Consider the following 22,067-nt stretch of genomic DNA (forward strand, 5'->3'; position numbering starts at 1 on the left):
AACAGACCTATAGCCACATCTTGTTCCTGCTTAAAGTATAACCTGTTGCTATATTAGGCTTAACTATTTTTTGTATGCCCCGCAAAAAAGCCTATTTTTGCAAATCCTTATAGTTCGACCTGTTTTTACAAACTAAAAAAGATACACATGAGTGTTTTAGTAAATAAAGATTCGAAAGTGATCGTGCAGGGCTTTACAGGCTCTGAAGGCTCTTTTCACGCTTCTCAGATGATTGAGTATGGCACCAACGTAGTAGGTGGTGTTACTCCGGGCAAAGGTGGCAACAACCACTTAGATCTTCCTGTTTTTAACACAGTAGAAGATGCCGTTAAAAGAACTGGCGCTGATGTATCTATCATTTTCGTTCCACCGGCTTTCGCCGCTGACGCTATCATGGAAGCTGCCGACGCAGGCATTAAAGTGATTGTGGCTATTACAGAGGGTATTCCTGTAAAAGACATGGTAATGGCTAAGAACTACCTGAAAGGCAAAGACGTAACGCTTATCGGCCCTAACTGCCCGGGTGTTATCACGCCAGGCGAAGCGAAGGTAGGTATCATGCCAGGATTCGTATTTAAGCCAGGTCGTATCGGTATCGTGTCTAAGTCTGGTACATTAACTTACGAGGCTGCTGACCAGATCGTAAAGGCTGGCCTTGGTATCTCTACAGCTATCGGTATCGGTGGTGACCCAATAATCGGTACTCCTACAAAAGATGCTGTTCAGTTGCTAATGGAAGACCCTGAGACTGACGCGATCGTGATGATCGGTGAGATTGGCGGTAACTACGAGGCTATGGCTTCTAAATACATCAGCGAGTCTGGTAACAAGAAGCCGGTTGTAGGCTTTATTGCTGGCCAAACTGCTCCAGCTGGCCGTCGTATGGGCCACGCCGGTGCTATTGTAGGCGGTGCTGATGATACTGCAGCTGCTAAAATGAAGATCATGCGTGAGAACGGTATCCATGTGGTAGATTCTCCTGCCGAGATCGGTGAGGCAATGGTTGCTGCACTTCAGCAAGCTGGCATCACTGCTTAATTAGAGCTAAGTATACTTTTAAAGTATAAACCATAAAAAAGGCTGCCTTCGCGGGCAGCCTTTTTCTTTTGCTGGAAATTTAAAGTTATACTTCAGCCACAACTAAAGTATAACTTAGCTCAGGAAAGCGTTCAGCATCCAAAGCGTCTTTTCGTTTTCGTTTATATCCTCACTTATCAAGCCTACTGTACCCTCGTCTCCTGTTTCAGCAGCCATGATCAGGATTTCACGCTCCAGGTTCAGCAGCACGGTAAGGTTATCATAGGTGGCGCGTACGGTTTCTGTATCGCCGCTCAGGCTCCCTGCTTCTTTTATACTTGCCACTCTCACATAATCCGAGAAAGTATGGAGCGGTGTCTGCCCAATGGTCAGAATCCTTTCAGCGATCTCATCAATTCTTGTAAGGGCATTATTATACAGCTCCTCAAACTTAGCGTGCAGCTGAAAAAAGTGCACCCCTTTTATGTTCCAATGAAAACCGCGCAGGTTCTGGTAGTATAAATGATAATTTGCCAACAGCTCATTCAGTTTGTCGGCGATTTCCTTACTGTCAGTTTTCTGTAGTCCGATTTGAGTTAGTTTATCCATAGTTGTTTTGTTGTCAGTTTTAATTACTACGTTTCAAATTTGTATATACTTGCTATATAAATCAAATTGATACAAATTATACTTACATTGATAACACTTATTAAGCAAAATTGTTTTACTGCTGTTGGACCACAATGTACTTCATTCTTTAGCCTAAAAAAATGACATTAGTACAGTTAGAATATTTAGTGGCCGTAGACACACACCGTCATTTTGCCACTGCCGCAGAGCATTGCTTTGTAACACAGCCTACACTTAGTATGCAGCTGCAAAAGCTGGAGGAAGAGTTGGGCGTGCAACTATTTGATCGTAGCCGGGTACCTGTAAGGCCAACAGAGATAGGCAAAGAGATCATCGCGCAGGCGCGTATTATACTGGCAGAGTCTAAAAAAATACGAGAGATTGTGCAGGGCCAGAAGCAGGAGCTATCCGGTGAGTTAAGGATTGGTGTGATTCCTACGCTTGCCCCCTACCTGATCCCGTTGTTCATCACTAGCTTTTTACAAAAGCACCCTAGTGTACAGATAGTGATACAAGAACTGTTAACAACCGAGATCGTGGAGAAGCTGAAGCACGAGCTTTTGGATGTGGGTTTGCTGGTTACTCCTCTCGAAGATAAAAGTATAAAAGAGCTTCCCCTGTTCTACGAAGCATTTGTGACATATATCAACCCAAAGCACCCTTTAGCAAAACATGAAAGTATAAAACCCGAACAGCTTGACATGGACGAACTGTGGGTATTGAATGAGGGGCATTGTTTCCGAAGCCAGGTACTAAACATCTGCAACAGAGGCGGCAGTACAACCTCCCAAAGCAATAACCTCGATTATAGGAGTGGATCTCTAGAGACTTTAAAACGCATCGTTGAAACTCAGCATGGGCTAACGCTTTTGCCAGAGCTATCCATCCTTGACATGCCGGAGCAAAAGCGGCAGTTGGTGCATACATTCCAGGAGCCACAGCCGCTGAGGGAGGTTAGCCTAGTGGTGCACCGCAGCTTCCTTAAAAAGAAACTGATCGAGGCACTGCAGCAAGAAATTATCGCAGCCTTGCCACATGAGATCAGGAACAGAAAAAAAGAACAGGTTGTGCCGGTGGGGTAACCAAGACTACGTGATTTAGAAGGCTACTCAGATTTAAATTACTAACTACAACACCGGGTCCAACCACCCCTAACCCCTCCTTATCTAAGGCGGGGAATTGTGACTTTACTCTGGCAAAAGCATAAGCTCAGTAGTTTCTGCTTAACCTCTCTTCTTACAAGATCCTTAACAGATTGACAAAAAAGAGAATAGCTGCTACAAAAATGTCAGAAGAAACAGTAAGTACAAATACCCAGCCTTGGATAAGGGGTGGTTGGACCCGGCGCCGCAGATAAACAATCTTAGTTCTCCCATTCTTCTACAGCCCAAAACAAAAACGCCTGCTGCATTGCTGCAGCAGGCGTTTTTGTTTACTTATACTTGAGGATTACTTCGCGTAGCTAATAGCACGCATCTCACGGATAACCGTGATCTTGATTTGCCCTGGGTATTGCATTTCTTTCTCAATCTTCTGCGAGATATCGAATGAGATTTGAGCGGCCTTGTCGTCAGACACGTTGTCTGCATCTACCATTACGCGCAGTTCACGACCTGCCTGAATAGCATAGCATTGGTTAACACCTTCAAAAGAGATAGCTGTTTCTTCCAGCTCCTTCAAACGCTTGATGTAAGACTCCATGATCTCGCGGCGAGCCCCTGGTCTTGAACCTGAGATGGCATCGCAGGCCTGTACCAATGGAGAAATCATCGCTGTCATTTCAACTTCATCGTGGTGGGCACCAATCGCGTTGCACACATCCGGATGCTCTTTATACTTCTTGGCAAGCTCCATACCGATAATCGCGTGCGGCAATTCCGGCTCGTCTGGCGTTACTTTACCAATATCGTGTAGCAAGCCGGCACGTTTCGCATGCTTCACGTTCAGGCCAAGCTCTGCGGCCATCGTAGCGCAAAGGTTAGCAACCTCACGAGAGTGCTGCAGCAGGTTTTGGCCATAAGACGAACGGAAACGCATACGGCCCACCATCTTGATCAGCTCAGGGTGCAGACCGTGGATACCAAGGTCAATGGCAGTACGCTCACCGATTTCCACGATCTCCTCTTCAATGTTTTTACGGGTCTTAGAAACAACCTCTTCGATTCTAGCCGGGTGAATGCGACCATCAGCCACCAGGCGATGCAACGACAGACGCGCAATCTCTCTGCGAACCGGATCGAAACCAGAGATAATGATTGCTTCAGGGGTATCATCCACGATGATTTCCACCCCAGTCGCAGCCTCTAAGGCACGTATGTTACGTCCTTCACGGCCAATGATTTTACCTTTAATGTCATCACTCTCGATGTTGAACACCGACACGCAGTTTTCAATAGCGTGCTCAGCGGCTGTGCGCTGGATAGTCTCGATAACGATTTTCTTTGCTTCTTTTGTAGCGGTAAGCTTGGCCTGTGCTACAATATCCTTGATGTGCGATGACGCTTGTGTAGTGGCTTCGTTTTTCAGAGCTTCTACCAATTGTTCGCGGGCCTCTGAAGCAGTTAAACCTGCAATCTTCTCCAGCTGCGCTACAACTTCTTCGTGCTGCTGCTCAACTTCATCTTTGCGCTTTTTAAGGTGCTCCAGTTGCATGTTGAGGTGCTCTTTTTCTTTGTGAAGTTCGTTTTCTTTGCGTTTAACATCCTCCATCTGCTTAGACACGTGCTGCTCGCGCTGCTTTACTTTGTTCTCGTTCTGGATGATGATGTTCTTCTTCTTGTTCATCTCCTCCTCGAACTCAGACTTCAGCTTAAGAGACTTTTCCTTCGCCTCCAGAATACGGTCTTTCATGATGCTCTCGCCGTTGATCTCGGCTTCGCGGATGATGTTTTTGGCACGTTGCCGCGCAGCATCTTCCTGCTGTTTATAGACCTTCTGCAACAGCGAACGGCCAATGTACACGCCCACTCCGAGCGCTACGATGGCAGTTAGTATAATATAAAGAATGGTGGGCATAACTATAGTTTTATGGTTAACAAAAACGTATAGCCGGTGCCTGCAAAAAGATAGGGATAAGGCTCAGGGCCCTAAACGAAGTATAAGCTATATATGAAGTATAAAATCCAGCAATAACTTATTTATTTGTCGATGAAAGGAGTTCGTCGAGTACATTAAGCTGCTGGCCCACTTTAGCGAGGTGAGCTGATTTCTCTTCCTCCATCTTCAGTTTCTCCACCATGGTTTCAAAGGCCACCATGGCCAGCAGATCTTGCTTGTCCTGGATACCGAACTGATCCTTATAAAAACGAAGGCGCTCGTTCAGTAATTTCCCGACAACTCTTAATCTTTCCTCTTCCTCCTCTTTTACCCGCATCGGATACTCGCGTTCCGCGATGCGAATCTTTATAGATAATTCACCCATCCGTTGCGTTTTTTATGGTGATGCTTACTTGCTTTTTGCTCGTTGGCTGCGCTCTAAAGGAGCTTTATGGCCTGATGCTTAGTCTTGTAAGTAAGCGATACACTTATCGATTTCTCTAATGTATTCGTTTAGTTTGAGCTTTAACTCTGTCGAATTTGCAGTATTTCCTGCTATCGCATCTACAATTTTAACAATATTATCCTGATTTTGAAAATTTTTTATTTGCTGCTCTTTCTCTTGCACCAAACCTTCCAAAAACTTGATTTCTTCCTGCGCCTGCGCAAACTTCTGTTGCACATCGGTGTAGCGTGAGATCAGCTTGCGAAGCTTTTCTTCAATATGCTGGAGTTGTTGTACTTGCGTTTCCTTAGCCATAACACTACTTGCGGATAAAAGCTCCCAGTTGTTTTTCAAATTGCTGCATCAGGCGATTCATTGTACTGTCAATCACCTTATCGGTCAGGGTTTGCTGTTTATCCAGCAACGTGAAGCTAAGGGCATAAGCTTTTTTGCCTGCTTCTATTTTGTCGCCCTCGTACACATCAAACACGTTTACACTCTGCAGCAACTTACGCTCTGTGCGCAAGGCAATAAGTTTAACCTGGTCAAAAGTAACATTTCTATCCAGCACCAAAGAAAGGTCACGGCGTACTTCCGGGAATTTTGGCAACTCTTCGGCTACCAGCTTGTTTTTATACTTCTTCAGCAGGTAATCCCAGTTAAGTTCTGCATACCACACCTGCTCTTTTACCTCCATAAAGCGGCAAACAGCAGCATCCAACAAGCCTAATCTAGCTATTTCGGTACCGTTCTTCTGGTAAGATATGCCTTGGCGCATGTAGCTGTTCTGCTCCAGGTTCTGTACTTCAAACTCACCGGCATTTAGCTTGTGCAGCACGTTCTGCACTACACTTGCCAGGTCGTGGAAGGCAGTTTTCATACTTGGCTGCTTCCAGCTTTCGGCAGTTGCGTTGCCAACCATGTATAAGGCCAGTTTGCGGCTCTCCTTATAGTCACCATCTATCTGCTCGTATACTTTACCCAGTTCTACCAGTTTCAGGTCGCGCTGACGGCGGTTAATGTTGCGGCGCAGCACTTCTAACCCAGAGAAAACCATACTTTTACGCAGTACATCCAGGTCTTCGGAGTTATAGTTCAGCACCTTTACCAGGCTCTCTACTTCAGCCTCACCGGCTGGTTTGTAGTAGTTGGAGTTGGTAATAGAGTTAGTAATAATCTCGTTAAAACCATTGGCTGTGATGTAGTTCATGATCGTGTCCGTCACATCTTCAGCGTATGGCGTAGCAAACTTGGCCAGGAATGTTGTGGCCAGGTTCTCGTCCATCTCAATGTTGTTGAAGCCGTAAATGCGCAGGATTTCTTCCACCACATCGGCCTCACGGGTAACATCCACTTTAAAAGGAGGCACCGAAAGGGTTAGATCTGTTTCAGTTTCCTTTGTTACTTCAATACCTAATGATGTAAGTATACTTTTGATTCGCTCCACATCAATGTGCTGCCCGATCAATGTATGGGTACGCTCGATGTTTAACTCAATCTCTGTATTCTTAATCTGAGTTGGGTAAACATCTACTATCTCAGAAGAAACCTCGCCACCTGCTATTTCCTGCACCAACAAAGCAGCACGCTTCAAGGCAGTTATCACCATATTAGGATCTGTACCACGCTCAAAACGGAACGATGCATCCGTTTTTAAACCATGAGCCATACCTGTACGTCGGATCCAGTCCGGTGAGAAGTATGCGCTTTCGATGAAGATACTGGTTGTTTCTTCAGATACACCGGAGTCTTCACCGCCAAATACACCGCCTATCGCCATTGGGCCTTCTGCGTCGCAGATCATCAGGTCAGTTGCCTTCAGTTTGCGCTCTACACCGTCCAAAGTCTTTAGTACAGAACCTTCCGGCAAGGTTTTCACGATAATCTTGCCACCTCTGATCTTATCAGCATCAAAAGCGTGCAGTGGCTGCCCCAGTTCGTGCAGCACGTAGTTCGTAATATCTACAATGTTGTTGATCGGGGAAAGATCGATGGCACGCAGGCGCTTCTGCAGCCACTCCGGCGATGGACCAACTTTTAAACCAGTGATGGTTACACCAGCATAACGCGGACAGGCCTCTGTGTTTTCTACCTCAACCGTTATTGACTTAGAAGTAGTATCAACTTTAAAATCATCTACATTTGGAAGTGTAGCAGCAGCATCTGTTAATGCCTGCAGGTCGCGGGCTACCCCATAATGTGAAGCAGCATCGGCACGGTTTGGCGTTAAGCCAATCTCAAACACTTTATCAGAACCTAATCCAAAGAACTCGGCAGCTGGTGTTCCGTTTGGCAGGTCGGTGTCCAGCACCATGATGCCGGCATGCGATGTACCAATACCTATTTCATCTTCGGCACAGATCATACCTTCCGATACCTGACCACGGATTTTCGACTTCTTGATCTTGAACGGTTCCCCGCCAGTTGGGTAAAGTGTGCTGTTAACCGTAGCCACTACCACTCGCTGACCTGCTGCCACGTTCGGCGCACCACAAACAATCTGGCTTGGTGTACCGTTTCCGATGTCTACTGTGGTGAGGCTTAGTTTATCTGCATCCGGATGGCGCTCACAGGTAAGTACCTCACCCAATACGATGCCCTCCAGGCCGCCCTGTACCTGATCAAAAGTATGAATGGCCTCTACCTCCAAGCCTGCGCCTGTCAGTAAAGCGCCTACTTCTTCAGCGGTTTTATCTGTATGTATAAGTTGTTTTAGCCAGTCGAATGATATCAGCATGATGTTAATCTGTGTCTGTTAAAGTATAGCTTCTATAGCAAAAGCCAATGTTCACCAAAATTAAACATTATTCTGTTTAGTGTCGCAAGAGAGGAGAAATTAAGATATTGTTGCTACTGCTGTTACTTTGACAGACGTTTTTTTGCTTTTCTATTGAGATGAGGTTCATCCTTAGCCTTACTGGCGGTATTTTCACTTCTAGCTTTGGTGCCCTCAAGGCCGTGTGGCCTCGTTTCTATGCATCACCGCTGTGTTCCTTCCTGCACTTGCGTGCTGCCCTAGCGGGCACCGGATCTCACAAGGCGCCTCTAAAGAGGGCCCCTACCCCCACAGAGAAACTGGGATAGACACTTCTTGGCCGATGCATTTGCTAAAGGAGAGGACGTGTGAATCGTTTTTGTAGGGACAAGTCGCGATCTGTCCACCTAAAGGCTGGTGCTATGCAACTTATACTTAAACTAAAGCAAAAACAGAATTCCCCGTCTTGGCTAAGGAGGGAATACAGGGGTAGTTTGACCCGGCACTACCGAACCGACAATCAGCAATCAAATTTTACTTTTCGTACGTCTTTTCCCCTGCCGGAATAGCTATACTTAGGCGGTTATCCTTCGGTGGTAATGGACAAACATACTCCGGGTTATAAGCACAGAAGGGGCTATAGGCGCGGTTAAAATCGAGCGTCACCGTTTTAGCTCCCTCTTCAAAGGGCACATCTAGGTAGCGGCCTCCACCATAGGTTTCGAACCCATTGGTTTTATCTGTGAATGGCACAAACAACTGGTCCTTTTTCTCACCACTTAGCTTTTTATACAGTGTTAACTGGTGTGGTTGGTTTTGAACCTCAAACTTTGCCAGGGCATACCGCAAGTAGGGTTCATAGCTACCATTGGTAAGAGGCATCAGCAATGTATCCTGTTCAGGAAGCGGCTCTACCTCTGCTTTGATACGATACTCCAGGTTTGGCTCGTAATAAACTAGATTCTTGAAACTGCGTCGCTCCTCGTCGTTTAAAGGGGAGTTTGTTTTACTTCTGAAAGACAGGTCTTTGTCTTCCCGCTCTTTCAGCAGAGGCATTGTATAATTCTCCTCGTTAAAAAAGGCATCTTTAAAGAAATAAAACAGTACCAGCACGACGCCGGCAAATATGATCAGCTTATGAGCTCGTTTCATAATTAGAATTCTTGACTTCTGGCAAAGTTCGTAAATTTTGAAGAGAAGTATAAACGGTTTAGCCACTATACATGCAATGGGCACTTTATTATTATGGCACAAAAAAGGAGGCAGCCTTTTCTTCAATTAACTGTTTTTTTAACAGCTAAAGGAAGCGGCTACCTCCAAACCAACTAAACTTAAACCTTATCTTTAGAAGGTACCGATTACAAAGAGGTAAATCGGCATACCTAGTGTAATGTTGAACGGGAACGTAACCGCCAGCGCCATTGGCAGGAAGATTCCCGGATTTGCCTGTGGCACGGCTATTTTCATGGCGGCAGGCACTGCAATATAAGAGGCGCTTGCCGCCAGCACAGCAAACATCAGCCTGTTGCCGGGGTCTTGCGTTATTAGTCCGCTTAGTACTGCCACCGCGCAACCATTTAAAAGTGGTACTACTATGGCAAACATAGAAGTGAACCAGCCGCTTTTGAAGAAGTCCTGTAGCTTGCGTCCGCTAATAATGCCCATATCCAGCAGGAAGATCGCCAGAAATCCTTTAAAAATATCTGTTGTGAACGGTTTTATGCCCTGCGCCTGCTGTTCGCTGGCCAGCATACCAATAGCCAGGCTACCTAAAATCAGCAGTACACTCCCATTCGTAAAAGAATGATGAATTACGTGCCTTAAGTTTGGAGACTGCTCTTTCCGTTCGCAAAACATACTAATCAGGATAACTCCAACTATAATGGCAGGCGCCTCCATAAACGCCATTACGGCTACCATGTGTCCGCTAAAAGGCAGCTGCTGAAACTCTAGAAAAGACACAGCTGTGACAAAGGTAACTGCACTAACTGAGCCATATGCTGCGGCAACAGCACCTGCGTTCTCCACACTTAGCTTTCTCTTTAGCAGAAAGAAAGTATAAAATGGAATGGCGCATGAGATAAGTACCCCAAACAGAAGCGCCCATACAATTTCGAGATTGTAACTACTGTGCGCCAGTTCCTGTCCGCCCTTAAACCCAATGGAAAACAGCAGGTAAAGCGAGATAAATTTTGATGAATTCGGTGGTATCTCCAAGTCACTTTTTACCTGAACGGCCAGAATACCCAACACAAAGAAGAGCAAGGCCGGACTTGTGAGGTTGTCAATCAGTAGATGTAGGTTCATATAGAGAACACAGCTTTGTTTGTTTTTACCGCCGTTAACTTACCCTCTGCAGTGGAGGCTATTAGCCCTTTAATTTTGATCTTTTGCAGTACCACCTGCTGCAGAAAATACTCACTGCTTAGTAATTGCTGTATTTGTCTTTGCACGTTTAGCTCTGCTAATTTCTCCTTTTGCACTTCCACAGAACTACCGCTCATCACCTCTGCATAATTATCAATCAGCAGATCTACCAATACTTCTTCGGCATATGTGCCATACCCTTTCTTCTTCGAGAGCACACTTTCTATAAATTGGCAGTCGACGTCATTTACCACAATCACCTCTTCTACAGATTCTCTTTCTATAAAGTCGATCAGTTCCTCTATATAGGTGTGCTCATTTAGTTTAAAAGCGGCTGCCAGTGCCGTAAGAAAGTAAGCGTTTTTGTACTTGCTACCCAGAAAGTGCTCTAGCTTACTGTGAGGGCATATCAGAAATAACTTATTTTTCATGGTTAAGGATTACATAATTGGCAATAGGCAGGGTCTTCCACCTTTTTATTGTTGGGATACATGCGTTCCGAAGTATAATCACACTTCAGGCAGGTAAGAATTTCGCTCTTGATGGAGTGTGTCGGAAAACCGCAACCGGCACAAGGCAGCCCTTGCTTCACGCTGGTAACCCCGAAACCTGGCGTATGACATGCAGGGCAAAAGGAGTTTACCTTAACCAGCAACTTCTCCGTGGCTTGCCTGATGACGGACATGCGGGTGGGATTATACATAGCCCGCATGTCCGTTTCTACATACACCAGTTCATGTTGCTGCTGTAACTGGCGAAAAACCTCCAGCAGTTGCGCCTTGTCAGTGATACCTTTGGTTATAGCTGTGGCAGAAGATCTTGTTGGCCGAAGCACCAGTGCATGAGATGGAAATTTAGCGTCTACCGCAAAAGCCATCAGTTGCTCCTCTGTGCTTACCGCTTCGCCGGCAAAATTCGTTTCAATGCTCAGTTCCCGGGCTACTATCTCCAGGCTGTTCTTTTTATCAAGCAGCAACAGGATCTCCTGATCTGCCGGCATAAACCCCAGCACCGGATGCGGACCGAAAGACCCTTCACTGGCAACAGCCAAGTCGAAACCGTGCAACTCCAAAGCCATTTCACACTTTTTACGGGCTGTAGTTACAGGGTCAGCTTCACGCTCTACCTCGCCTGTAAATGTGCCCAGCATATCTGTGTCAAACTGCGAAGCCACCACACAACTTACTCCCAAGGCCTCCTCCAACAAAGGCGCGATCACTTTTTCTTTTTCGTGCTTAGTGGCAATTAGTAAATTTCTGCCTCTGAACATGTCTCTGCAGGTTGTTCCTGCGCCTCTAGGGTAATGTTTATAGTAGATTCAATCACAAATTTCTTGTTGTTTCGTTTTGCCTCTTCAATAAGACGCAGCACTTGCTCCTTCGCCTCCCTTAGCTCTTCCAGCCTGCTTCTCTGCTCCTCGTCTTGCTCATCGAAGCGAATGATTGAGCTGAAATTCTTCAGGTTATGAAAGTTGATTTTTTTTGTAATGATCTCAAGTAGGATCTCTTTTGCTTCTTCACAGGTAAAGCTTCCCTGTATCAATTTTATAGTTTCCATGATTATAATTGTTTTTCTGTTGATGTATTGTTGCTTGCCATTACCCTGAACATGTTCAGGCAAAGCACTATGCCTAAAGCTTTACTTAACTCATTTATCATGACATCGCTGGTGTAGAATATCATCATAAAGCAAGCAGCTACGGCCAGTGCGTTTACCATAAGTTGCAGGCGCAGTTTAAGGTCTCTCCTTTTTTCGCTGTTGCCTGCTGCTGGCAGAGCAGGCTGTGCAATGTTACTGTCCTTGCCCAAGAGAGAAGGCTTTTCTGTTATCGAAGGCATATAAATTCTCTGTTTTAATGGTGTCTATGTTCTTTTCGATGGCTTTTGCCAAGATGGCTACGATGTGCTCTTTTGTGATTGGCTGCTCCTGCGCATGCTGGAAGCGGCAGCGCCAGTGGTCGGTGCAGAATGTCTCTGCAAAGCCCTCAGGCCATACTTTGATACCCCGGTTTGTGATCATGCTTAGCTTTACCTCCGGCGTGTCCAGTTGCTGCAGTTGTTTGGCTATCTCCTCCGGGTCTCTGCCATTCCAGTGCACAAACACGTCTACACCAAGCAATTTTTTAGTTGCCGCAGGTTTAGGCATATACTTTGGCATGTTAAACTTAATGCCCTTGCCATAGGCTACTGAGCTTAGCTGTGCAGGTTTTTGCCCCAGGTTATTGATCACGGCTGTGGCAAAATCTTGTGTCCCTACTTTCTGTTTGCTGGTTCCTTCTTGGTAGATATCAGGTGTGTGCACGCCCTCTTCTATGGTCTTTAACCAGGCGTTGTAGATTTTCTCGGCTATGTCGTTTTGCCCGACATGGTTAAGCATCATGCAGGCCGCCTGCAGCAAGCCAGATGGGTTAGCCACTCCTAAACCAGCGATAAGAGGCGCCGAACCATGAATTGCCTCGAACATAGCGCAAGACTCACCGATGTTAGCAGATCCCGCCAGACCCACAGAACCTGTAATTTGGGCAGCCACGTCAGAAAGAATATCGCCGTATAGGTTAGGCATTACTATTACATCGAACTTTTCCGGCGAATCGGCTAGCATAGCGGCTCCAATGTCCACAATCCAGTGCTCTTTCTCTATGTCAGGGTATTCAGAGGCTATCTCATCAAACACCTTGTGAAACAGTCCGTCTGTCTGTTTCATGATGTTGTCTTTTGTAAAGCAGCTCACTTTTTTGCGGCCGTACTGGCGGGCATATTCAAAGGCGTAGCGCACGATTTTCTCGCATCCCGGTCGGCTGATAAGCTTCAAGCACTGTACTACCTCATCAGTCTGCTGGTGCTCAATGCCGGCGTATAAGTCCTCCTCGTTTTCCCGTACGATCACCACATCCATCACTGGGTGTTTAGTTTTAACAAAGGGTGCAAGGCTGGTACAAGGGCGAACGTTGGCATACAGTCCTAGCATTTTGCGCATGGTTACGTTCAGGCTTTTGTAGCCACCTCCTTGTGGCGTTGTGATGGGTGCTTTCAGCAATACTTTATTTTGACGAATCACATCCCATGCTTCTTTCGTGATGCCGGAGGAGTTGCCAGCCAAGTATACATTCTCTCCCACCTCAATTTCTTCTATATCCAAGCGTGCTCCTGCAGCCTGTAACACACGCAGGGTTGCCTCCATAATTTCAGGCCCGATGCCATCTCCTTTGGCTACTGCTATTTTGGTGCGAGTTGGCGCATTTACCGCTGCCTCGTCTGTTTGTTTTTCATTAAGTGTTATCATATCGCTTTTCATTTTTTCTTATTTAACTGCAAACATCATATTTTTGATTTATAAATATTAGTTTATAATTTTAATGCGACACATAAACATTATTTATGAATTATACTTTACACCAATTGCAGGTCTTCCTAAAGATCACGCAGACAAAGAGTATCACCAAGGCCGCTGAGGAGCTGCACCTGACTCAGCCAGCGGTGTCTATCCAGCTAAAAAACCTCCAGGAACAGTTCGAAATCCCACTCACAGAGATCATCGGAAGGAAACTCCACGTCACTGATTTTGGGAAAGAACTAGCCGTTGCTGCAGAGAAAATTCTGAACGAGGTACATGCAATCAACTTTAAAACCCTTGCCCATAAAGGGCTCTTGTCTGGCAGATTAAAGCTATCAGTGGTATCAACCGGAAAGTATGTGATGCCATATTTTCTCTCAGGTTTTCTGAAACAGCACGCAGGGGTAGAACTAGTGATGGACGTTACAAATAAATCAAAGGTGTTAGAGTGCCTGGAGAACAATGAGACGGATTTTGCCTTAGTGTCTATTCTGCCTGAGCACCTTAAGGTGAGTAATGTAGAGCTTATGCAGAACAAGCTATACTTAGTAGGCCGCGAACTGGAGGGAGATGGTAGCAGGCACCACGGCATAGAGCTCTTTGAAAAGCTTCCCTTAATTTACAGGGAGCCCGGATCGGGCACGCGCCTGACGATGGAACGCTTTATCTCCAGCAACAAAATCAGTGTTGGCAAGAAGATAGAGCTTACCTCTAACGAGGCGGTAAAGCAGGCACTATTAGCTGGTATAGGCTATTCCATTATGCCACTGATCGGCATCAAAAATGAGCTTAACCAGAAAGACCTGAAGATTATACCGGTAGATGGCCTACCGCTGATTACCTCCTGGAACCTGATATGGCTGCACAACAAAAGTTTCTCGCCTGTAGCCGAGGCATACCTAAATTATATACAGCAAGAGAAAAGCAGCATCATCCAGAAGCATTTTGATTGGGTGGATAAGTATAAAGATTGATCATATAGACTAACTAATTCTTTTGCCCCTATCGCACTGTATTCTGCTATTTATACTTAGTACAGGAATACCTCATCCTGGCTGTATGCGTAAGTCTCAATAAAGACTAAAGTATGAATTATGCCAAAGCCCAAGGAGGAGCCGTATGATACACTAATTGCGCAATTAGACCAGCTGCACCAGGACGCTATTGCGCTGGAAAAGAAGTTTTCTGCTGCTGTTAAAGTCGTGCATCCCAATTTTAGAAAAAGTGCTAAGAACCTGCTGCACTACCTGGCGCTTCGGCAGCACGATATTCGGGAACTACAGCAACAACTGGCAGCGCTAGGCCTTTCTTCGTTGGGCCGCGCCGAGGGGCATGTGCTGGCCAGCCTGCAGGCAGTACGGAAACAACTTTGCTATCTCTCTGCGTGTCAATCAGCCCCAAAACACTTGTCGGTAACGTTTAATGAAAACAAGAAATTACTAGCTGCGCATACTGAAGCGTTGCTTGGCACGAAGCCTAAAAAGCGTAGGACCAGCATTATGGTAACACTGGCAGCTGATGTGGTAAATGAATATGAGCTAGTACTTCGAATGTTTAAAGCCGGCATGAACTGCGCACGCATTAACTGCGCTCACGACAGTGAAAAGGTTTGGCTAAAGATGATAGAGCTCATACGGCAAGCAGAGAAAGAAACAGGTAGTAGCTGCAAAATCCTGATCGACTTGATGGGGCCTAAACTGAGGACCGGCCCGCTTAAAGAGGGACCTAGGATGCGTGCCATACACCCGGTGCAAAATGACTTAGGCCAGGTAACCGAAGCTGCTAAAGTATGGCTTGCACCAGCAGGCGCTGAGCCCCCAAAAAACATAGATGCTGTACTTCCGGTAGATGCCGATTGGGTAGCACAACTGCAGGAAAACGACAAAATCAACTTTACTGACACCCGTGGCCGTAAGCGAACTTTTACGGTTGCAAGTAAAGAAGAAAATGGTTGTGTGGCGCGCCTATTTAAGACCTCCTACCTCGTAACAGGCACCAAACTGCGCGTAAAAAGTAAATCGGTACCGGACCGGGTAACGGAAGTTGGCGAACTGCCTCCTATATACTCCCCGCTTATACTTAAGAGCGACAGTCTATTGATGATAACAAAAGAGCAGATACCCGGCGAACCAGCACAGTATGACTCAAAGGGACATATTGTACAGCCTGCCCACATTGCCTGTACTTTGCCAGAAGTGTTTAAACAGGTAAAAGCAGGTCAGCCTATCCTGTTTAACGATGGCAAAATAGGTGGTGTAATAGAGGAGGTGAATAAGGATAAACTGTTTGTAAAAATAACCTCTGCCAGTGAAAAAGGCAGTAAACTGCGCGCCGATCAAGGTATAAACCTCCCTGAAAGCGACATCCATTTAAAAGGACTAACAGACAAGGATAAAAAAGACCTCCGCTTTATAGCCAAGCATGCCGACATTGTAAACCTGTCGTTTGTGAACCATGCAGAAACTGTGGATGCCCTTCAGCAAGAATTAAAAAAATTAAAGGCTGAGCACTTAGGCGTGATGCTGAAGATAGAGACCAAGGAAGGCTTCAGAAACCTGCCCCACTTATTATTGGCTGTGATGCAGTGTTACCCTGCTGGCATCATGATAGCGCGAGGCGACCTTGCCGTGGAGTGCGGTTGGGAGCGGCTGGCGGAGGTACAGGAAGAGATCCTGTGGCTTTGCGAGGCAGCACATTTACCGGTAGTGTGGGCTACACAGGTACTGGAAACATTGGCAAAGAAAGGTCGCCCCTCCAGGGCCGAGATAACAGATGCCGCCATGGCCCAGCGAGCCGACTGTGTGATGCTTAACAAGGGTCCTCATGTAATAAAAGCCATCGAGATGCTGCACGATATCCTGGTGCGGATGCAGGAGCACCAGAACAAGAAAACATCTATGCTGCGCAGCCTGCACATTTCGGAACTGGATATGCAGCCTTAAGCCAAGTTAGTAACATTACACGTGCTAAGATTTAACATAATTCACATCTTTTTGAATTTCAGCAATATAATTACAACCTTTATCGTTTTTATACATATATTACCCCTGTAAAGTGCTAAACCTTTTTAAAGTAACTTAGGTCTCGCAATTACACTTAGTAAAGATTTGTTCAACGAAGCATACCATTATGAAATCGAGAACACTTGAAAAGTTGCTTTACAAGGCTGCCATTTTGTTGGTAATTATCGGAGCCTTTGTTAAGTTTATGTATTCCCCGGATAGCAACTTTGGTTTGTACCTTATACTGGCCGGTCATGCTGCTGGTGTAGCTGGCATACTGTTATACATGAAATACTCCTGCAGCCAGGAACGCCAGAGCCAGTTGCACAAAGAAAACTTCAAGCATTTTAAAAACGGCTAAGCTCCGCTATGAAACAACTTTTCGCCCTGCTTATACTCGCCTCCAGCCTGGGAGCAAGTGCACAGACTCCTTCAAACCAGGAGCAACTAACATTTGTTGGCAACACACAAACATCAAACCCGCTGGTAGTTGTAAATGGGCAACAAACAGCTATGGGAGCTTTTATACTTGAGCCCGACAAAATAAAAAGCGTTGATATTTTAAAAGGTGAAAAAGCCACTGCAAAGTATGGCGACAAAGCTGCAGAAGGTGCTGTTATCATTGCTTTAAAAGAGGACATTGAGCTAACCAGACTGCCACAGGTGTTTACCCACTTTAAAGTTCCTGCAAAACAACAGCAGCTGAAAGTTGCCATTGATGGCCGCATGGTTAGCAAACCGGAGCTAGTTTTAGTAGAGCTTGCCACTATAAAAGATGTGGTGGTGGCTGTTGCTGATAATCCGTTTATAGAAGGCGGCAAAGAAGAGTACCTGAACCTGGTTACAAAATAAAACCGGGCATGCAACTGTAAACGTACAGCCGTGCATGGCCTTTACAAAATCAATAGCGACTATACTTTTACTCGTATTCAGTAGTTTGAGTGTAGCCGCAAAAACATACTACATCAGCAGCGCAGGCAGCGATCAAAACACAGGTCTCTCCCCAGCCAGCGCGTGGTACAGCATCAGTAAAGTAAACTCCCATACTTATTACTCCGGCGATACTATTCTTTTTGAGAGCGGCAGCACGTTCAACGGCAGTTTATACTTACACAAAGGCAACCTAAAACAAGGTGACCAACAAGTGGTCATCAGTTCTTATGGTCCGGGTAAAGCCAATATTGAAGCCGATACCAGCTTTGGCTTGTATGCCTACAATGTGTCTAACCTTGATGTAAGCCAACTGGCATTTACAGGCAATGGCTACCAAACCAATCAAAATACCGGAATCCTGTTCTACAACGACTTACCCGGAGACACGAAGCTTAACCGTGTACGCATCCATGATGTGGAGGTGTCTGGCTTTAGGGATGCAGGAATTGCCATTGGCAGTTGGAACGGTAACAGCGGCTACAGCGATGTAAGTATAACCAAAGCCATTGTATATGATGTGGGTTCTGAGGGCATTACCAGTTGGGGATTCTTCAGCCAGTCTAAAAAAGGGTATTCACACCAAAATATTTTTGTGGGCAGCTGCCATGTGTACAAGGTGTACGGCTTAGCCAAACAAAATAAACACAGCGGTAGCGGCATTGTGCTTTCAGATGTAGACGGTGCTACCATAGAGCATTCCGTGGTGCATAGCAGCGGCAGCAACAACATACATTGTGGCGGTCCGGTGGGTATTTGGGCTTGGGACGCAAACAAGGTGATTATTCAGTTTAACGAGGTCTACAATATGCAGGCCGGCAGTGGCTGCGACGGCGGCGGCTTCGATTTAGACGGAGGCACTACCAACTCGGTGCTGCAGTACAACTACTCCCACGACAACGACGGCCCGGGTTTTTTAGCTGCGCAGTTCGAATGGGCCAGGCCAATGCATCACAATACCATCCGGTATAATATCTCGCAGAACGATGGGCGCAAGAACAACTACAAAGGCATTAGTTTGTGGGTGGCTCCAGCCAACACAACAGGCGGCATTAGCCAATTATACATCCACAACAACACTGTTTTTGCAGATGGTGCTGTGGTACCCAGTGGCGGCGGCTTCCGGATTATGAGCAGTGGCTTAAAAGATGTAGAAGTATGGAATAATATCTTTTACACAGACAATGGCGCTACACTCCTAGCAATTGAAGACACCATTAATACCGTACGTTTCCGGAGTAACAATCTCTACAGTAAAGATGGTACACCGCTATTTATCGTGGGAGATAAAACGTATACAGATCCACAACAGCTACAGCAGCATACAAGTATAAATATAGCAGATGCACAGGGGCTGTTTATGCAGAACCCAAGGCTTAGAAAACCGGGCAAAGGAAAAACAGTCGGCTACCCAGGCAAGGTGATGTCTTTAAACGCCTATAAACTGAAAGCGCGTTCTTCCTTACAAGGCAAAGGAGTATGGCCGGAGCAGTTGCAACTCTCTCCAGGAGCACATGATTTTTTCCTGAACCCTTTACCCCGGCAACAACTGCTGGATATTGGCGCACACCAACGAACAAAAGAGTAACACGATTTATACTTACCTTGCCACTTTAATCAAAACTATGGACGGCAGAAAACGATCAAACATAAAGCCCGGCCTTCGGGTAAACATCGTGATGAAAGAAGACCAGCGCACCGGCTATCTTACCGAAGGCTATGTGCAGGATATCCTGACTAATTCTCCAAATCATCCGCACGGGATTAAGGTTAGGTTGGAGACTGGTGAGGTTGGCAGGGTAAAGGAGATACTTCCTGAGTTATAGAGTTAGAGGGTTTAAGAGTTAGAGAGTTAAATCTGTTACTATTTCCTTGCTGAATTCCTGCGGATGGTAGTAAGTATTGCTGTTAGCTCATCTGCTTCTTGTTTTAAGCCAGTTAAAAGTACAGATTTGACTATTCCTGCCTCTTCAAGCATCTCAAGCCAAAAAAGAGATTCGTCCACCTCTTCCAGCGCTATACCAATTTTAGCGGCGAACTCTGCTTTAGATCTTGCTCTACAAGCTGCACGATAATTTGCTGCAACAGATATTGCTGCTCTAAGTAATTGTTTACCCAAAACCTGTGCCTCCACATCTTTAGGTAATGCCTGAAAAAGTTTTATTACCCTTAGACTATAAGCTTTGGTACGCCTTTTAAACTGTTCGCCAAACTCAAAATTGCTTAACCTAAGCTCACCCATATTTCTACCTTTTAACTCTCAAACCCTCTAACTCCCAAACTCTCTAACTCATAACAACCCTTCATCTGCGAAGCTATAGTAGTCATTATCCGTAAAAATGATGTGGTCCAGCACAGGCAGGTCTAGGAACTGTCCGGCTTCTTTCATCTTTTTGGTCAGGGAGATATCGGCTGCGCTTGGTTTGATGTTACCGCTGGGGTGGTTGTGCACCAGTATAATAGAACTGGCCAATTGCTCTAGTGCTTTCTTAAAAATGATCTTTGGGTCAGCCACGGTGCCGGCCACGCCGCCAGAACTTATACTTTCCTTTTTCATTACCACATTGGCGCGGTTCAGAAGTATAATCCAGAATTCTTCGTGGGGCAGGTCGAGCAGTTGGGGCTTAATGTAATTATAAATATCTGTGGAACAGGTTATTTGCGCACGGGCAGCAGCAGTTGTCTCTTTGCGGCGGCGGCCCAGTTCCAGTGCACTTACAATAGTAATAGCCTTTGCCTCTCCTATTCCTTTATGCTTCATCAGATCTTTTACCGAAAGCTTTGCCAGCTCGTTCAGGTCGTTGCCAACGGCAGCAAGTATAAGTTTGGCTACATCCACGGCCGTAAGCTTAGGCGTACCCGAACCGATAAGTATAGCGATGAGCTCGGCATCGCTCAGGACCGCTTTTCCTTTTAGCAAGAGCTTTTCGCGGGGTCGGTCTTCTTCGGCCCAGGTTTTAATATTTAACGGCTGCAGGTATGGCGCAATGGCAGTAGCTTCGGTCTCTTTCACTTACGGTACAAAATTTGATAATAAGAAGATGCTACTGCAATTAATTATAGAGAAAATTAGTTCAGCAGTTAGTAATAAATACAAAATAACTTTCACTAATTGTGGTTACACACGCGCGGCTATTTGATTTATAGCTTGCAGCTTACTAAAATATGATACAACGCATCTTAAATTTTGGCATTGTTGTCCTGATCCTTTTCATGCTGGACCTGTATGTGTTTCAGGCAGTAAAGGCAGCAACTCAGAATCTTGCACCAATCACCCAACGCATTTTACACATAGTTTACTGGCTGATTTTTGTCATAACGGCAGGCACATTTATACTTGCCTCTGCCACACGTGGCACACCTCCTAGTGCCTTCCAGACTTATTTGGCCAGCACGCTCTTTATAATATTTGCCTCTAAACTGGTAGTGGTAGCTTTCCTGATGGTAGACGATTTGTTGCGGGTGGGCAAGTATGCCCTAAACAGCATTAGCAAAGAAACGCCGTTCGATCCGTCGCGCAACAGGTTTATCAGCCAGTTGGGCCTGGCAGTGGCAGCCATTCCATTGTCTGCTTTTATCTATGGCATGGTTAAGGGCGCCTACGATTACCGTGTTAAACGCGTAACGCTCCGCTTCCCTAACCTTCCGGCTGCGTTCGATGGCTATAAAATGCTACAGATCTCTGACTTGCACACCGGCAGCTTTACCTCTACAGAACCGCTGCAGGAGGCAGTTAGGATCATTAACAAGCAGGAGGCCGACCTGGTGTTTTTTACCGGCGACCTTGTAAATAACCTTGCTTCGGAGGTAGAGAGTCACATACCAACGCTTAGCCAGATCAAGGCAAAAGATGCAGTATACTCTGTGCTGGGCAACCACGATTATGCCGACTATGTGCGTGAGTGGCCGCACCCGAATGCCAAAAAGGATAACCTGAAGCGTATGGTAGAAACGCATGCCGAAATGGGATGGCAGCTACTCATGAACGAGAACCGCATTATCGAGAAGAACGGGGAGAAAATTGCCGTGCTTGGCGTTGAGAACTGGGGCAACAGGGCTGGCTTTCCGAAGTATGGCCGCTTAGAGGATGCTTACAAGGGCACTGAAGGCACTCCGTTTAAAGTACTTCTTTCGCACGACCCATCACACTGGGATGGTGAGGTAAATCAGAAATACGATGACATCGACCTTACCCTTTCCGGGCACACGCACGGCATGCAGTTTGGCGTAAACATACCTGGCTTTAAATGGAGCCCGGTGCAGTATGTGTACAAACAGTGGGCAGGCCTGTACAAAAAGGGACAGCAGCACTTGTATGTGAATACGGGTCTGGGCTTCATTGGCTATCCCGGCAGGGTGGGCTTTTTGCCAGAGATCACTGTTTTTGAGTTGAAACGAGCCTAAACCGTAGGGTTTATACTTAAAAGAAAGCCGGCCTTTGCGTCGGCTTTTTTCGTTTCGCTATACTTGCTGTCATCTGCTATAATCAAACATAACAGAACATGAGACGTAATAAACTGAAGCGAAAACAAATGCCGGCTTAAAAGAAAAT

At 45.9% G+C, this 22,067-nt stretch carries 23 protein-coding genes; 9 read left to right on the top strand and 14 right to left on the bottom strand.

Going from position 1 to position 22,067, the window contains the following annotated elements:
- Positions 1-147 precede the first annotated feature (147 nt).
- Positions 148-1,038, top strand: coding sequence for a succinate--CoA ligase subunit alpha (gene sucD, locus H8S84_RS12565; protein ID WP_187067687.1), 891 nt, complete (start codon positions 148-150; stop codon positions 1,036-1,038).
- A 114-nt stretch (positions 1,039-1,152) separates the two neighbouring features.
- Here sucD and H8S84_RS12570 read toward each other — a convergent pair whose 3' ends face one another.
- Complete coding sequence (locus H8S84_RS12570; protein WP_187067688.1) at positions 1,153-1,626, bottom strand: Dps family protein; 474 nt, start codon at positions 1,624-1,626, stop codon at positions 1,153-1,155.
- Between the two features lie 161 nt (positions 1,627-1,787).
- On the opposite strand from H8S84_RS12570, the gene H8S84_RS12575 reads away from it, so the two are divergent.
- Positions 1,788-2,729: a hydrogen peroxide-inducible genes activator gene (locus H8S84_RS12575; RefSeq protein WP_187067689.1), complete on the top strand. Its 942-nt coding sequence runs from the start codon at positions 1,788-1,790 to the stop codon at positions 2,727-2,729.
- A 367-nt stretch (positions 2,730-3,096) separates the two neighbouring features.
- Here the strand turns inward: H8S84_RS12575 and rny are convergent, their stop codons facing one another.
- The 11 genes from rny to H8S84_RS12630 all read right to left on the bottom strand — a co-directional run bounded on the left by rny (position 3,097) and on the right by H8S84_RS12630 (position 13,532).
- Positions 3,097-4,662 carry a ribonuclease Y gene (rny, locus tag H8S84_RS12580; protein WP_187067690.1) on the bottom strand — a complete coding sequence of 522 codons (1,566 nt, stop codon included), beginning with the start codon at positions 4,660-4,662 and terminating at the stop codon, positions 3,097-3,099.
- A gap of 118 nt (positions 4,663-4,780) precedes the next feature.
- Positions 4,781-5,068: a cell division protein ZapA gene (locus H8S84_RS12585; protein ID WP_187067691.1), complete on the bottom strand. Its 288-nt coding sequence runs from the start codon at positions 5,066-5,068 to the stop codon at positions 4,781-4,783.
- Positions 5,069-5,146: 78 nt separating this feature from the next.
- Positions 5,147-5,443: a hypothetical protein gene (locus H8S84_RS12590; protein ID WP_187067692.1), complete on the bottom strand. Its 297-nt coding sequence runs from the start codon at positions 5,441-5,443 to the stop codon at positions 5,147-5,149.
- A 4-nt stretch (positions 5,444-5,447) separates the two neighbouring features.
- Positions 5,448-7,865, bottom strand: a complete 2,418-nt coding sequence (gene pheT, locus H8S84_RS12595) for a phenylalanine--tRNA ligase subunit beta (RefSeq protein ID WP_187067693.1) — start codon at positions 7,863-7,865, stop codon at positions 5,448-5,450.
- A gap of 552 nt (positions 7,866-8,417) precedes the next feature.
- Entirely contained in the window at positions 8,418-9,035 is a 618-nt protein-coding gene (locus H8S84_RS12600; protein ID WP_187067694.1) for a DUF1684 domain-containing protein, read from the bottom strand.
- Positions 9,036-9,227: 192 nt separating this feature from the next.
- Positions 9,228-10,190 (bottom strand): sodium-dependent bicarbonate transport family permease, encoded by a 963-nt coding sequence (locus H8S84_RS12605; RefSeq protein ID WP_187067695.1) that lies wholly within the window; start codon positions 10,188-10,190, stop codon positions 9,228-9,230.
- Entirely contained in the window at positions 10,187-10,681 is a 495-nt protein-coding gene (locus H8S84_RS12610) for a carbonic anhydrase (RefSeq protein ID WP_187067696.1), read from the bottom strand. The genes H8S84_RS12605 and H8S84_RS12610 overlap by 4 nt, the downstream gene beginning before the upstream one ends.
- Before the next feature lie 2 nt (positions 10,682-10,683).
- Positions 10,684-11,520, bottom strand: coding sequence for a DUF6671 family protein (locus H8S84_RS12615; protein WP_187067697.1), 837 nt, complete (start codon positions 11,518-11,520; stop codon positions 10,684-10,686).
- Positions 11,496-11,807: a hypothetical protein gene (locus H8S84_RS12620; RefSeq protein ID WP_222621650.1), complete on the bottom strand. Its 312-nt coding sequence runs from the start codon at positions 11,805-11,807 to the stop codon at positions 11,496-11,498. The genes H8S84_RS12615 and H8S84_RS12620 overlap by 25 nt, the downstream gene beginning before the upstream one ends.
- Before the next feature lie 2 nt (positions 11,808-11,809).
- The gene (locus H8S84_RS12625; protein WP_187067698.1) at positions 11,810-12,058 is read right to left on the bottom strand and encodes a hypothetical protein; all 249 of its coding nucleotides are present in this window, start codon (positions 12,056-12,058) and stop codon (positions 11,810-11,812) included.
- Complete coding sequence (locus H8S84_RS12630) at positions 12,042-13,532, bottom strand: NADP-dependent isocitrate dehydrogenase (protein ID WP_187067699.1); 1,491 nt, start codon at positions 13,530-13,532, stop codon at positions 12,042-12,044. The genes H8S84_RS12625 and H8S84_RS12630 overlap by 17 nt, the downstream gene beginning before the upstream one ends.
- Positions 13,533-13,627: 95 nt before the next feature.
- Here H8S84_RS12630 and H8S84_RS12635 point away from each other — a divergent pair, with 95 nt between their 5' ends.
- The 6 genes from H8S84_RS12635 to H8S84_RS12660 all read left to right on the top strand — a co-directional run bounded on the left by H8S84_RS12635 (position 13,628) and on the right by H8S84_RS12660 (position 19,341).
- On the top strand, positions 13,628-14,557 hold the full coding sequence (locus H8S84_RS12635; protein ID WP_187067700.1) for a LysR family transcriptional regulator: 930 nt from the start codon (positions 13,628-13,630) through the stop codon (positions 14,555-14,557).
- Positions 14,558-14,677: 120 nt separating this feature from the next.
- Entirely contained in the window at positions 14,678-16,525 is a 1,848-nt protein-coding gene (locus tag H8S84_RS12640; RefSeq protein WP_187067701.1) for a pyruvate kinase, read from the top strand.
- A gap of 187 nt (positions 16,526-16,712) precedes the next feature.
- Positions 16,713-16,946, top strand: coding sequence for a hypothetical protein (locus H8S84_RS12645; RefSeq protein WP_187067702.1), 234 nt, complete (start codon positions 16,713-16,715; stop codon positions 16,944-16,946).
- A gap of 8 nt (positions 16,947-16,954) precedes the next feature.
- Positions 16,955-17,437: a TonB-dependent receptor plug domain-containing protein gene (locus H8S84_RS12650; RefSeq protein WP_187067703.1), complete on the top strand. Its 483-nt coding sequence runs from the start codon at positions 16,955-16,957 to the stop codon at positions 17,435-17,437.
- Positions 17,438-17,471: 34 nt separating this feature from the next.
- The gene (locus H8S84_RS12655) at positions 17,472-19,103 is read left to right on the top strand and encodes a right-handed parallel beta-helix repeat-containing protein (RefSeq protein WP_187067704.1); all 1,632 of its coding nucleotides are present in this window, start codon (positions 17,472-17,474) and stop codon (positions 19,101-19,103) included.
- 37 nt (positions 19,104-19,140) lie between these two features.
- The gene (locus tag H8S84_RS12660) at positions 19,141-19,341 is read left to right on the top strand and encodes a YwbE family protein (RefSeq protein WP_187067705.1); all 201 of its coding nucleotides are present in this window, start codon (positions 19,141-19,143) and stop codon (positions 19,339-19,341) included.
- A 38-nt stretch (positions 19,342-19,379) separates the two neighbouring features.
- On the opposite strand, the gene H8S84_RS12665 is transcribed toward H8S84_RS12660, so the two are convergent.
- Positions 19,380-19,757 (bottom strand): four helix bundle protein, encoded by a 378-nt coding sequence (locus H8S84_RS12665; protein WP_187067706.1) that lies wholly within the window; start codon positions 19,755-19,757, stop codon positions 19,380-19,382.
- A gap of 48 nt (positions 19,758-19,805) precedes the next feature.
- Entirely contained in the window at positions 19,806-20,528 is a 723-nt protein-coding gene (gene radC, locus H8S84_RS12670) for a RadC family protein (RefSeq protein ID WP_317175443.1), read from the bottom strand.
- 152 nt (positions 20,529-20,680) lie between these two features.
- Here radC and H8S84_RS12675 point away from each other — a divergent pair, with 152 nt between their 5' ends.
- Positions 20,681-21,919, top strand: coding sequence for a metallophosphoesterase (locus tag H8S84_RS12675; protein WP_222621651.1), 1,239 nt, complete (start codon positions 20,681-20,683; stop codon positions 21,917-21,919).
- Positions 21,920-22,067 lie beyond the last annotated feature (148 nt).

The organism is Pontibacter cellulosilyticus, assembly GCF_014306105.1.
In the GTDB taxonomy this organism is placed as follows: domain Bacteria; phylum Bacteroidota; class Bacteroidia; order Cytophagales; family Hymenobacteraceae; genus Pontibacter; species Pontibacter cellulosilyticus.

What these genes read in the sequence shown, in the direction of transcription:
- rny (WP_187067690.1), bottom strand. Translation starts at nt 4,662, where the DNA reads ATGCCCACCATTCTTTATATTATACTAACTGCCATCGTAGCGCTCGGA.
- H8S84_RS12645 (WP_187067702.1), top strand. Translation starts at nt 16,713, where the DNA reads ATGAAATCGAGAACACTTGAAAAGTTGCTTTACAAGGCTGCCATTTTG.
- H8S84_RS12665 (WP_187067706.1), bottom strand. Translation starts at nt 19,757, where the DNA reads ATGGGTGAGCTTAGGTTAAGCAATTTTGAGTTTGGCGAACAGTTTAAA.
- H8S84_RS12575 (WP_187067689.1), top strand. Translation starts at nt 1,788, where the DNA reads ATGACATTAGTACAGTTAGAATATTTAGTGGCCGTAGACACACACCGT.
- pheT (WP_187067693.1), bottom strand. Translation starts at nt 7,865, where the DNA reads ATGCTGATATCATTCGACTGGCTAAAACAACTTATACATACAGATAAA.
- H8S84_RS12635 (WP_187067700.1), top strand. Translation starts at nt 13,628, where the DNA reads ATGAATTATACTTTACACCAATTGCAGGTCTTCCTAAAGATCACGCAG.
- H8S84_RS12675 (WP_222621651.1), top strand. Translation starts at nt 20,681, where the DNA reads ATGATACAACGCATCTTAAATTTTGGCATTGTTGTCCTGATCCTTTTC.
- H8S84_RS12600 (WP_187067694.1), bottom strand. Translation starts at nt 9,035, where the DNA reads ATGAAACGAGCTCATAAGCTGATCATATTTGCCGGCGTCGTGCTGGTA.
- H8S84_RS12630 (WP_187067699.1), bottom strand. Translation starts at nt 13,532, where the DNA reads ATGATAACACTTAATGAAAAACAAACAGACGAGGCAGCGGTAAATGCG.
- H8S84_RS12585 (WP_187067691.1), bottom strand. Translation starts at nt 5,068, where the DNA reads ATGGGTGAATTATCTATAAAGATTCGCATCGCGGAACGCGAGTATCCG.
- H8S84_RS12605 (WP_187067695.1), bottom strand. Translation starts at nt 10,190, where the DNA reads ATGAACCTACATCTACTGATTGACAACCTCACAAGTCCGGCCTTGCTC.
- H8S84_RS12650 (WP_187067703.1), top strand. Translation starts at nt 16,955, where the DNA reads ATGAAACAACTTTTCGCCCTGCTTATACTCGCCTCCAGCCTGGGAGCA.
- H8S84_RS12615 (WP_187067697.1), bottom strand. Translation starts at nt 11,520, where the DNA reads ATGTTCAGAGGCAGAAATTTACTAATTGCCACTAAGCACGAAAAAGAA.
- sucD (WP_187067687.1), top strand. Translation starts at nt 148, where the DNA reads ATGAGTGTTTTAGTAAATAAAGATTCGAAAGTGATCGTGCAGGGCTTT.
- H8S84_RS12655 (WP_187067704.1), top strand. Translation starts at nt 17,472, where the DNA reads ATGGCCTTTACAAAATCAATAGCGACTATACTTTTACTCGTATTCAGT.
- H8S84_RS12620 (WP_222621650.1), bottom strand. Translation starts at nt 11,807, where the DNA reads ATGGAAACTATAAAATTGATACAGGGAAGCTTTACCTGTGAAGAAGCA.
- H8S84_RS12660 (WP_187067705.1), top strand. Translation starts at nt 19,141, where the DNA reads ATGGACGGCAGAAAACGATCAAACATAAAGCCCGGCCTTCGGGTAAAC.
- H8S84_RS12610 (WP_187067696.1), bottom strand. Translation starts at nt 10,681, where the DNA reads ATGAAAAATAAGTTATTTCTGATATGCCCTCACAGTAAGCTAGAGCAC.
- H8S84_RS12640 (WP_187067701.1), top strand. Translation starts at nt 14,678, where the DNA reads ATGCCAAAGCCCAAGGAGGAGCCGTATGATACACTAATTGCGCAATTA.
- H8S84_RS12590 (WP_187067692.1), bottom strand. Translation starts at nt 5,443, where the DNA reads ATGGCTAAGGAAACGCAAGTACAACAACTCCAGCATATTGAAGAAAAG.
- H8S84_RS12570 (WP_187067688.1), bottom strand. Translation starts at nt 1,626, where the DNA reads ATGGATAAACTAACTCAAATCGGACTACAGAAAACTGACAGTAAGGAA.